Source organism: Alteromonas sp. KUL150 (genome assembly GCF_009811475.1).
Classification (GTDB): domain Bacteria; phylum Pseudomonadota; class Gammaproteobacteria; order Enterobacterales; family Alteromonadaceae; genus Alteromonas; species Alteromonas gracilis.
This window is the reverse complement of record NZ_BLIJ01000055.1, coordinates 18,303-30,066: the sequence shown is the minus strand read 5'-3', so window position 1 is coordinate 30,066 and position 11,764 is coordinate 18,303. Positions and strand designations below refer to the sequence as shown.

Annotated in this window: 9 protein-coding genes; 2 read left to right on the top strand and 7 right to left on the bottom strand. The window is 45.1% G+C overall.

Annotated features, from left to right (window positions below):
- Positions 1 to 117: 117 nt before the first annotated feature.
- The 4 genes from GVO62_RS12950 to rapA all read right to left on the bottom strand — a co-directional run bounded on the left by GVO62_RS12950 (position 118) and on the right by rapA (position 5,241).
- The gene (locus GVO62_RS12950) at positions 118 to 441 is read right to left on the bottom strand and encodes a hypothetical protein (RefSeq protein ID WP_159119603.1); all 324 of its coding nucleotides are present in this window, start codon (positions 439 to 441) and stop codon (positions 118 to 120) included.
- A 142-nt stretch (positions 442 to 583) separates the two neighbouring features.
- A complete protein-coding gene (locus GVO62_RS12945; RefSeq protein WP_159119602.1) occupies positions 584 to 1,465 on the bottom strand; it encodes a DUF3530 family protein in 882 nt (293 codons plus the stop codon).
- A 163-nt stretch (positions 1,466 to 1,628) separates the two neighbouring features.
- Complete coding sequence (rluA, locus tag GVO62_RS12940) at positions 1,629 to 2,345, bottom strand: bifunctional tRNA pseudouridine(32) synthase/23S rRNA pseudouridine(746) synthase RluA (protein WP_159119601.1); 717 nt, start codon at positions 2,343 to 2,345, stop codon at positions 1,629 to 1,631.
- Between the two features lie 52 nt (positions 2,346 to 2,397).
- Positions 2,398 to 5,241, bottom strand: a complete 2,844-nt coding sequence (gene rapA / locus GVO62_RS12935; protein ID WP_159119600.1) for an RNA polymerase-associated protein RapA — start codon at positions 5,239 to 5,241, stop codon at positions 2,398 to 2,400.
- A 371-nt stretch (positions 5,242 to 5,612) separates the two neighbouring features.
- Here rapA and GVO62_RS12930 point away from each other — a divergent pair, with 371 nt between their 5' ends.
- The gene (locus tag GVO62_RS12930) at positions 5,613 to 5,831 is read left to right on the top strand and encodes a DUF4019 domain-containing protein (RefSeq protein ID WP_268891147.1); all 219 of its coding nucleotides are present in this window, start codon (positions 5,613 to 5,615) and stop codon (positions 5,829 to 5,831) included.
- 1 nt (position 5,832) lies between these two features.
- On the opposite strand, the gene GVO62_RS12925 is transcribed toward GVO62_RS12930, so the two are convergent.
- A complete protein-coding gene (locus GVO62_RS12925; protein ID WP_159119599.1) occupies positions 5,833 to 7,230 on the bottom strand; it encodes a hypothetical protein in 1,398 nt (465 codons plus the stop codon).
- A 518-nt stretch (positions 7,231 to 7,748) separates the two neighbouring features.
- On the opposite strand from GVO62_RS12925, the gene GVO62_RS12920 reads away from it, so the two are divergent.
- Positions 7,749 to 9,146 (top strand): PhoH family protein, encoded by a 1,398-nt coding sequence (locus tag GVO62_RS12920; protein WP_159119598.1) that lies wholly within the window; start codon positions 7,749 to 7,751, stop codon positions 9,144 to 9,146.
- A 127-nt stretch (positions 9,147 to 9,273) separates the two neighbouring features.
- On the opposite strand, the gene GVO62_RS12915 is transcribed toward GVO62_RS12920, so the two are convergent.
- Together GVO62_RS12915 and cysG are read right to left on the bottom strand one after the other, a co-directional pair.
- The gene (locus tag GVO62_RS12915) at positions 9,274 to 10,269 is read right to left on the bottom strand and encodes a hypothetical protein (protein WP_236547152.1); all 996 of its coding nucleotides are present in this window, start codon (positions 10,267 to 10,269) and stop codon (positions 9,274 to 9,276) included.
- Between the two features lie 96 nt (positions 10,270 to 10,365).
- Positions 10,366 to 11,751 carry a siroheme synthase CysG gene (gene cysG, locus GVO62_RS12910; RefSeq protein WP_159119597.1) on the bottom strand — a complete coding sequence of 462 codons (1,386 nt, stop codon included), beginning with the start codon at positions 11,749 to 11,751 and terminating at the stop codon, positions 10,366 to 10,368.
- Between the last annotated feature and the right edge of the window lie 13 nt (positions 11,752 to 11,764).

Below are 11,764 nucleotides of genomic sequence, written 5' to 3'. Positions count from 1 at the left end.
TTGTTTAGCAACAATACTTGCCTAATAACACGTAGCGATAACAGGCTAAAGGGAGCGGTATATGAGTAGAGAGCAACGTATCTTGTGGGTTTGAGAAAAACCACAACGGGAACGGTGTTAAGGACGAACACCCACACAGTCAAGTGGACAGTGCCCTAAACCTTCCAAGAAATTGACGCAGTTTGTAAGCTCGTCAACAAGAAAACGATCTTGTCTAAGCTTATCTTCATTCCAATAATGTACTTGATGCAGTAAATGCCAAAAAACGCGTTCCTTTTGAGTGTAGGGCTGGGTTAACGTAAATTCAATTTGACCCCATTCCTCCATGCTATCCCAAAAAAATAGCTCCAACTCCTCAATAGGAAGCTCATCTTGCCAAAATGCTCTCAAATAGAAACATAGCTGTTTCGCTTTGTTATCTACAAATTCCTGAACACTCACAAGTAACTCAACCGCCTTTGTTTACTAAATTAAAGTATAGTCCAATTCGCAATTTTCACTCGCTAAGCTAATTGATAATTTGCCTTATTAACCTAGGTGTCTGTTTTGGGTGAATATTTAGACTAGGCTGAAGACGAGAGAATTACCAGCCCAAATGACGTGTCCAACCAATGGTGTTATTTGCAATTATCTGAATTTGCGGGTTTTTTTGAGTTTCCTTTATACTAAAGGCTAAAAAACTGCTGGGGATCGTTATTTGTCTGTAGTGTATTTTAAGTTCATTTTTTGCTCTTATTTTCCTTTTCAATGTTGTACTTGCTTCCCAATCGTTAAACGCGCTAAGTGATAAATCTAAAACCGGATATTCCGCTTTTGCCATGGTATTAATAAGCAGGTTATTCGTCGTATCTTCAGGCCAAAATGGTGAGATTGCGATGAAGGTGTCAGGATGTAAATTAGGTTGTAGCTCTGCCGCCGAGAAATAGGTCGCGGCAAGCATGCCTTGCGCAATCACCATGCGATAGCCAGAGCGGTTCTGTAAATAATTATTCAATGCGTTGACCTGCAAGGTTAGTGCAGACGTAGCTGTTTCGAAATTAAGGTATTGAGTAAGTTGATTACTTCTTGGATGTATTGCTTCGTCAGCTTGATTGTTTTGTGCTGCATCATCTTCTGGTGTGCTAGCGGCTGCCTCATCTGCTGAAGGCGTAGGGGCTAGAGGCAAGTTTACGGGGCTAATTACTACGTGCCATCCTTTTTCAGCGAGCAAGTCGGCAAGGCTGTTGCCCTCTGCGAGTGTAAGGCTTGAGGGAAAAGGCTCGGTAAAGATAATCGCAGTACCAAGAGATAAAGGGGTTTTTGCCTCTACCTCAATAACGGGGGCCTCTGCCTCACCGACCATTATTGATTTAACTTCCCCTGGAAGATAAGCATTGCTCACATCATTGAAAAAGTCGCCGTAAGCTATCACAGGGAACATAGACACCATGACAAAAAAATATAAGGTGATGGATTTCCTGTTCATATAAGCGTGCTATGCCTTTTCATTCTCTCAACGATGATATCTTCGATACTGTGAAACAACGAGATATTACAATTCTATAGTTTATCGGCAAATAAAATGAAAACTATAGGGGGCCGAATATAATGAACTAGGTTGTCGGTTTGGTGTTTCACAAACAACGAGCCTATTGTGTTTCAACTGAAAGCGAACTGGGACGATGCTGACTAAAGGGAATTGGTGTTTGAAAATGAAGCCATTGGCCCTGTGTAGGGTGACAGAAACTTAAGCTTTCCGCATGAAGCTGCAAACGAGGCGCCATAGCAAGTGCCTCGTCGTGAGCATAAAGCCTGTCTCCCAAAATTGGATGCCCTAAGGCAAGCATATGTACTCGTAATTGATGTGAGCGCCCTGTGATAGGATAAAGCGCCACCAAAGAGTAAGGGCAGCCATTTTCATCCACAGTTCGCTCTACCGCCTCAAAACGGGTCATCGCTTTTTTGCCGCGCTCAAAGTCGACCATTTGCTTTGGCCTATTAGGCCAATCGCAAATAAGCGGCAGATCAACGTCACCTGTATCGGCTTCAATATGGCCGTGGACACGAGCAAAATAGCGCTTTTTGGTTTGCCTTAATTCGAACTGCTTTGAAATGTGACGATGGCTCTCTTTAGTAAGCGCCAATACCAGTATACCCGAGGTCGCCATGTCCAGCCTGTGGACCACAGTTGCGGTAGGGTATACACGGTTTACTCGACTAATAAGCGAATCGCGATGCTCTAACGCTTTACCCGGCACGCTCAAAAGTCCACTCGGTTTATGCATTACCACCATATCCTCATCCTGATACAAAATATCAAGATAAGGCGTCATAGGTGGGTTATAAACAAAGCTCGGGTTTGCCATTATTTTCTCATTACTTGACGCGTCACTAAGGCGTTTAGCGCGACGCGTTATATTATGGGTTATTAACGACTATGCGCAGCGCGTCTAGCTCAACATCTGCTTCTTGAATAACTTTATCCAGCGCATTCATTTGCGTTTCAATAAATTCAATTTCACTGTCACGAACAGCAGGATTACGTTTTTGAAGGTCGCGCAATCGCTGTATTTCTTCGTTTAGTGTGTTGTGCATGTTGTTAAGCGCATCATGTTGCTTTTGATTTGCCTGCTGATGTGCAAGCTTTCGCGCTTTCTCAATAGCTAATTCTAGGGGCTGTTGCAGTGCTTTTAAAAGCTGCGCCGAGATTTTGCGACCAATTTTACGCTTAACATCAAAGCTTAGATCTGAAGGATTTCCTTGCGCATCTAAACATACGCGCACTGGCGTTTGTGGCAAGAAACGACCAAGCTGCAATGCTTTGGGGGCTTGTGCCTGAAGTACGAATAACGCTTCTATCCAATAGGCGCCTTTAGGCAGAGACGGCTCTGCAATAAAGCCCATACTGCTTTTTCCATGTACATCAGTAAGTACGACATCTATGGCAGTATGAACAAGCGGGTGGTCCCAGCTTAAAAACTGAACGTTTTCTAGGGTGGTGGCAATGCGGCGTTTGTAGGTGACTGTCATGCCTTCTGGATCTAAGCCTGGGAGCTGGCTTACCATAGACTCCGTTGGCATAAGAATAAAACAGTCGTTACCTTTTTCGTCTTGCTGTACGCCAATAGCATCAAATACACGGCCCATAAAACGGGAGAGATCTTGCTCTGTATCTAATGCAATAATGTCCTCAAGCAGTTGCTCTACACGTCCCTCGCCAGAGGCATTTAGCTCTAGAAGACGGTCCCGTCCGGCTTCAAGCTGGGCGACGAGTTGACTATTTAGCGTAATACTCATGCTCACCAGCTCATCTCGCGCACTCATATCGTCAGGATGTAAACACGCGCCAATTAGCAGAGGTTTAACATCATCAAATACGCCAGAACCGGTAGGGCAGGTCTTCTCAAAGGCATTAAGCCCTTCGTGATACCAGTCTAGTAATACGTGCTGTGCGGTTTTTGCTAAATACGGCACGTGGATTTGTACCGTTTGTGTTTGGCCAATGCGATCAAGACGACCAATTCGCTGTTCAAGTAAATCTGGCGTTATTGGTAAATCAAATAACACCAAGTGATGAGCAAACTGGAAATTACGGCCTTCACTGCCAATCTCGCTACATAATAAAATTTGTGCACCGTCTTCTTCATCCGCGAAGTAATGCGCTGCTTTATCGCGCTCAACAATGCTCATGCCTTCGTGAAATACGCTATGGCGAATACCGGTTTGGGTGCGAATTACCTCGCCAAGCTCTTGTGCAGTGCGAGCGCTGGCGCAAATAAGCAGAATTTTTTCTGGCTTAACGCTTTGCATGAAATCAAGCAGCCATTCAACGCGAGGGTCGAGTTTAGTCCAGCTGTTCACTACGCTTGCCATGCGTTCTGGGTATAGTGAATAGGTTAGGTCACCGCCACTAACCGCGTCTGAATAAACGTCGGGTAAAGCAAGCTCATAGGCGTTTAATTTACGTATCGGAAACCCTTCAATATTGGCTCGGCGGTTTCTAAACAGCATCCGCCCTGTACCATGGCAATCGATCAGTTGATGTAGTAACGCATGACGGCTTTCTGATGTGCTTAGATCGCCAGCATGCGCCATTACATCTGGTGCGAATTCATTGAGTTTACTGCGTTGTTTATCATTGGGTTCGGCGTCAGAGAGTAAAGGCGCTACTGCGTCGGCTAATTGGCTGTATTTTGACTCTTCTTCTAAGAAAGCGTCGTAGCTGTGAAAACGCGCTGGGTCTAATAAGCGCAAGCGAGCAAAGTGGCTTTCGTGGCCAAGCTGATCAGGCGTCGCGGTCAGTAACAGCACACCAGGTGTCTGGTTAGCAAGCGCTTCTACACACTGATACTCTTCAGATGGCGCTTCGCTAGACCAAGCAAGGTGGTGGGCTTCATCAACCACCATTAAATCCCACGTTGCAGCTTGAATTTGCTGCTGACGCTTTTTATTTTTGCTTAAGAAGTCGATACTACAAAGCACAAGCTGGTCGTTTTCAAAAGGATTTACCTCGCCATCATCAGAAGCTTCACTTTCCTCAATTGCTTCACAGCGATCTTCATCATAAATAGCGAAAGGAAGATTTACGCGACGGAGCATTTCCACTAACCATTGATGCACTAGTGAGTCAGGAACCAATATAAGTACTCGACTTGCACGGCCGGTCTTAAGTTGCTGATGAATGATCAGTGCGGCTTCAATGGTTTTACCTAGGCCTACTTCATCGGCAAGCAATACACGAGGCGCGTGCCTACCGCCTACTTCTGCGGCGATGTGAAGCTGGTGGGGAATTAAGGAGATACGTGCACCGGCAAGGCCGATAGTGCTAGAGCGAAGGTAATCATATTGGTGATCAAGCGCGCGCTCACGCAAGTCAAACCATTTTGGATTGTCTAGTTGCTGACTGAACAAACGCTTTTCAGGTTGGTTTAAGCGAATGTGGCTGTCTAACATCGTCTCAGGTAAACGTGCTTGCGCTTTCGTGTCTTCGCGAAGCCCGTGATAAACGAATAACCCCTGACTTTCTTCTTTTTCGGTAATGGTCATTTCCCAGCCGTCCTGGCTTTTTACCGTTTCGCCAATTTCAAATATCAGTCGTGTTAGCGGCGCATCTTGCTTGGTGTATTTTCGCGCTTCGCCCGTTGCTGGATATAGCACTTCAACCGAACGGAAATCGCTACCAATCACGACTCCTAACCCCAGTTCTATTTCTGTATTACTTAACCAGCGTTGACCAACTGAAAATTGACTATCTGAACTCATAAATTACCAACCTATATTTCGGGGGGCGGTATTGTACGCATTGCGTTGTGATAAGTCATTAATACTAGCTCATTTGATTTACAGTTGCAGGTGGGAGGCGTAATTGGGTACCGATGCCTCTGCATAAACAAGACGATTAGCACTAGAGGGTCTTCATTACTTCACAACGAAAATGCTGGTAGAAAAAGAACGTTAACGTGCGCATCAGGCTTGCTTTGTCACAGGGTTGGCGTAAAACTGTCGTATTACTGACCATGGATATTTCTTACTGTCAATCGCGTTACGTTTTTAACTTATGTGAAGCGCAGCTAACAGGAGGAAGCGCGAGATGGATATGAAAGTAGACAGTCAAAAGCTTATACAACTTCGCAATGCTAAGGCACGGAGTCAGGGAGCCTTTGGAAGCAGCCAAATCGAGGGAAATTGCGTTAGCACAAGCGCCAACTTCACTGCCGGGATTGCCTAAAGGAAACTATCTGATTTTGTCTTTCACCACTGACTTTGATTCAAAAACCACTATGAAAGTAGAGACCCTTTCTATGGTGGAAGTTGATGGCGAATATAAAGCAATAGGCTACTTCATTAAGTAGCCTACTCAGGAAATTGGTACAAAGTTTCAATCCCTTGAATGGCTTTTAAAGCATCATCGCTCGTTGCATTGTTGATGGCTTTTATAAGTTCAGGTGCATTGTACGGTTCTAGCAGGGTTAAGAACGTCGCTGTGCCAGGCGGCATGCCACTATGCACCGCTTTTTGCAGTCGTTTCCATACGGTGAAAAGCGACTCCTCACCTAGCGTCTTTTGCTGCACCACGCTATCAATGGCGCGGTGCATTATCATTCCGCAAGAATAATAGAGATTGAACTGTCCGTTTTTATAAGCATGAGCCAGCGTAGTCTGCGCCAGCCCTTCAGTACAGCTCTCGAAAGCGCGGGTCATTCGGCTTTCAACATAGCTATTGGCGTCTTCGTAGAGGAAGTTCATGGCGATTGCCGCAAAGTAGTCGGCGCTACCCTCGTGCAGCCAAGACTGCTCCTTGTTTTCTGATACACCTTCGGTACTGCCAGGCTGATAAAAATGTGCGACTTCGTGAGCAAAGAACCAAAGTGTTTGGTTAACAAAGCTGCTGTTATTGGCCTGCTCATTTAAGTCTTGTCTGTTCCAATGCATAAATATCTGGTTAGGTAGTGTGCCGCCTTGTGTGGAGTGAGCATCTATGTTTGCGTAAGAGGCAAGTAACATAGGCTTTTCGCCCTTAAGCGGATTAAGAGAATGGGAGAAAAACGCCATCATGTTGGGTATGTCTTCTTCTAGCGAAACTTTAATACTTTTAGGAAGCCCGGGGTCAATTAGGGCAACCACATCATCGGTAATAATTGGCTGTTGCCTACCCACATACACAACTCTTCCGTCATTGTTATCTGTCCACGACACGCTGTTTTTCGTTACTTTGCCATTCAACACAATGTGTTCATCACTGGGAACATTGAGTGTCAGCTGCCATTTATTATCTTCTTCAGAACAGGCATTAGCACATGCAAACAATCGCCCAGAGTGAAAGGCATTTCCACCATCAGAAAATGGAGAAAATGGTGCGTAATCTTTACCCAAATGTTTATAGGTGGGCGTCATTAAAAATGACACGGTAGAGAGGGACTTGCCTGACTTAGAGCGCACAAGTTCTTGGTGTTTGGCGTCATCAAAGACGATTTCTATGTCGCTATCTTGCGCGAACCAACGTGTTGTTCTTGATGTATCCGGGTTTCTAACAAAAGCCAGCGTTTTGGCTGGCGTAGTCAATGTGTAAGTAACTACCCATTTTTCAGACGTGTCAGCCGTGCTTTTCTCAACGTTGATTAGAATGTTAGAAGAGGAAGAATCATTGTGTCCTTGGCTATTCGCCCATGCTATTTCAACGTTAAAGCACGCCAGTAGTGCTAACGATATGCTTATGGCCGTTTTTATTTTTGTGATGTTAAGCCAATTCATAGCTGACCTTTCCCTGAGTGTTATTAATTTAAACGCATCCACTTTATTGAGGTGTTGTGGCATTGGGTTAGCACCCGTGCTTAATTCACCGCTTCATCAAATACACCTTAGCCTATTTGGGTATTAAAAACGCAGCTAAAACTGCGCTAACTGTAGTTAAAGTGTGAGCATTTGTTACGAACCAAGTATGCCAGTTTCATCTTTCATTCAGAACTGGAGCGCTGTGCTATCTCATATAACGTGATGGGACTGTTCTTCGCATCTCACTTGCTCTAACGAAAAATAAAAAAGAAAAAACAGTGCTAAATCTTAAAAACTGGATTATGGTGGAATTAAGGGTTCGCGAGTTTAACAAACGAACCTTTGAGGCAGAAAGTGAAGTACTGCTTCTCAGTCGACGCGAGTAGGGGAAGAAGTCCTGTTTCGAGCGGCATTCTCCTACAACCGTAACTGTAGCTTGTTAGTGCGTTCACAAATGAACAATACGCCTAACCTGGCTTTATTTACCGGAGTAAAGGATGCCAAGAAAAAATTCTACCGATACTAAGATTTACGTCCTCGATACCAATATCCTGCTGCACGAACCTCACGCTTTTCTCTCTTTTAAAGAACATGATGTTGTTATTCCAATGACTGTATTGGAAGAGCTCGACTATATCAAAGACAGTAAAAAAGACGTGGCGCGTGATGCACGGGTATCTATTCGAGCAATGGAGGATTTACTCCATGACGCAACACCAGAAGATATGCTTGCCGGTGTTTCGATGGAAGGGTTGGGAGCGGGTCAAACGGCACCTACAGGTAGCCTATCTATATTTGCCGATCTCAATATGGTTGAGGCCCAGCAGGTCTTCACTAGCAATGAGAACGACAACCGCATTATTAACGTAGCGCTGCACCTGCAAAAGACATTCGCGCCGCAAAAAGTGGTATTGGTGACTAAAGACTTAAACATGCGCCTTAAGGCGAAAGGGGCGGGCCTTGCTCATGTTGAAGATTATCGCACGGACCAACTTATAACCGATATCAAGTATCTATCCCGTGGCTTCCATACTTTTGAAGGTAATTTCTGGGAAAGTGTGAAAAGTGTAGACAGCCGCACTGAAGGTCGCGACACCATTCATACTATCCCCAAGTCTATGTTGCCAGAAGCGTATATCAACGAGTTTTTGCTTGATGAAACTAAGCAATTTGCGGGGCTTGTAGAAGAGATCACCAACGACCATTTAGAAGTACTCGATTTAGGCTATGAGCGTTTAATGGGGCGTCATGCTTGGGGCATTACACCCAAAAATATCGGGCAGGCCATGGCACTCCATGCACTGCTAGACCCACACATTGATATGGTTATTCTCACAGGCCCTGCCGGTAGTGGTAAAACGCTACTTGCGTTAGCGGCAGCCCTTGAAATGGTTGTTGAGCGCAACATGTATGACAAAATCATTGTGACGCGAAGTACGCCGGAAATTGCCGAGTCCATCGGCTTCTTACCGGGTACGGAAGAAGAAAAAATGTTGCCTTGGCTGGCAGCGATTACTGATTCTTTAGAGGTGCTACACAAGCACGATGAAAATACCAAAGGCTCTATGAACTACATCATGGAAAAAGCCAACATTCAGTACAAATCGGTCAACTTTATGCGTGGTCGAAGCATCCAAAATGCTATTGTGATTTTGGATGAGTCGCAAAACTTAACCGCATCACAGCTCAAAACTATTATTACGCGTTGTGGTGAAGGAACTAAGCTCATTGTAGGCGGTAACCTGGCACAAATAGACAGTAACTATTTAAGTGCGGTGACCTCGGGCTTAACCTACTTAGTTGAGAAGTTTAAAGACTTCTCAGGCAGTGCCACCATTAATCTAGACGGAGTGGTAAGAAGTCGACTTGCGAGTTTTGCCGAAGAGAATTTGTAAGCTTATTTTCACTTTGCTCTTTCGGTTTTTAAAAAGGAAAGCGCCTGTATTTATAGGCGCTTTTTTATCTGAGAATAAACTGATTCATTTACGGTTTGCTTGAATGCAAGAGAGATAATTAGCCAGCTTACTCCATAATTTCCACTTGATAGCGGCCTGTAACAATATGGCGTTCAGTATCTTCAGACACTTGGCCAAAAGGAATGAGAGCAGGTCCAGTGGGGTCATACAAAACATAAGTGTCGCCGTCGTACTCAATAGTTCTATCGTCAACCATTGGGGTTATTGCAATACCAAGCAACGCATGATTAGGTAGAAAAACCATTATCATTTTTGTAGAGGGCAAAAACGCTCTAACCATAGCCGAGGTAAGCACCGCTTTGCTGTCGCAGTCCCCCAGGTTTTGCATAAGTACGCTAACTGGCGGCGCATAACCAGAACCATTGCTGACAACCCTATCTTCTAAGGTGTCATAGGGAATGCTCTGTATCCATCCAAGAAGCAGTGAAAAATATGCTCTGGAGTCTGACTGAGATTCGAGTTTTTCATAGAACGCCTGAGACGCAGCTACCAAAGGTTTGACCGACTCAACTGCATACCTCGCATGGTCTGGCTTGATGGCTTGTTGATTAAAAAGGGTAGTAAATCGTGTAAAATAATGGGCGTGTAGGTATTCGTTATATTCTCGTTGCTGAACAGCTTTTAAATCGCTCAGTATTTTCTCGACCAGCTCTTCATTAGCGCCTCTTACTTCGATATTAATTGACTCACGCTTTGGCAAAATTTTTACGCGAGCCTCTTTAGGGTTTATTTTTTTCGCCTCTTCCATAAGGGCAACTGTGACGTAGCGCTGGGCTATCTTTGGCTTGTAGTTGGGTTGTTGAGTAGGCGCTTCGTTTAACGCCTCAGACGGTATCTCGAAAGCGATAGATTGAAGAGTATTGTCTCCATCTAGCCACTCATAACTTAACGCGACGCCCGTCTCGGTTTGCTTTTTAACGAATTTAAGTTGTTTGCTCTGTGACAAAGGAGAAATCAAAAGCCCAGCTATCAGCAAACAGGACTTTATTTTTAAACTCACTCTAGCGCTGCATGAACCAGATTGCGTGTTTTTGTAAACCACAGTGCGTACGCCTACTCGATATTACTTTCGTACTACTGAGTATGCGTTGCTGAGCGCAAAAAACAAGGGAACCGTATAGGTAACGCGCCAACCTGCTTATTCTTGAAACCAGTTGAGTTCGTTGTGTAGGCTTACAACGCTGCCCACTATGATGAGTGTAGGTGGTTGAAGCTGCGCTTCTTCTTGCTTGGCGACAATGTTTTGCAGAGTACCCGTCAGCACTTGCTGCTTTTCAGTGGTTGCTGACTGTACCAGCGCAATTGGTGTTGTGGCATCTAGACCGTGCTCTATCATTTTTTCGCAGATGATGGGAAGCCCGGTCAGGCCCATGTAAAACACCGCCGTTTGGTTTTTTTGCGCAAGGGCAGGCCAGTTAAGATCAATGGTGCCATTTCTTAAGTGGCCAGTGGCGAACACCACAGATTGTGCATGGTCTCTATGGGTAAGCGGAATACCCGCATAGCTCGATGCGCCGCTTGCGGCGGTAATCCCTGGCACAACTTGAAACTCAATGCCATGTTTAATAAGGGTTTGAATTTCTTCGCCACCACGACCAAATATGAACGGGTCGCCGCCCTTTAAACGAACGACGCGGTTGCCTTTTTTGGCCTCATCAACCATCAACTGGTTAATGTCGTCTTGCGGGAGGGTGTGATTACTTTTGGCTTTACCCACATAGATTTTTTCCGCATCACGACGCACAAGTTCAAGAATCTGCGGTGATACTAAACGGTCGTACACGACAACATCAGCCTTTTGCATAAGTCGCAATGCGCGAAATGTCAGGAGGTCGGGGTCACCCGGGCCTGCACCTACCAGATATACCTGACCTTCTACTTTCTTGTCTTCAGCTGCTGCCTGCAATGCTAACTCGAAGGCTTCATCTGCTTTTTTATCTTGCCCTTTTTCTATCATTTCGGCGATGTCACCGTCGAGAACATCTTCCCAGAAATAGCGGCGCGCAGTCACACCGTTAAGCGCTTGTTTTACTTTGTCGCGAAACTTCTCTGAGAAAGAGCCGAGTCTACTTAAGTTTGCTGGTAAAACGGTCTCAAGCTTCTGGCGCAAATAGCGCAATAGCACAGGTGCCACACCGCCACTGCTCATCGCAATTACAATGGGAGAGCGGTCAACAATGGAAGGCGTAATAAACTGGCAGAGTGGCGTATTATCTACCACATTTACTAAAACTTTGTTCGCACGAGCAAGGTCGTGAATGTGCTGATTTACTTCAGGTTTATCGGTTGCTATGAAAATCATGTCCTTGCTAGTAAGGTCATTATCTTCAAATTCACGCTCAATAAGGGTTACTTTCTCGTTTTGGGCGATCAGTTTAACGGTGTCGCATACCCAAGGTGCAATCACAGTAACAGTGGCAGGGGTCTTCATGATCAGCTCAAGCTTGCGGGCCGCGACTTCGCCTGCCCCAACAATAAGCACATTGAGCTTTCTAGCGTCTAGAAATAACGGAAAATAATCCATAAAGGTTTTATAA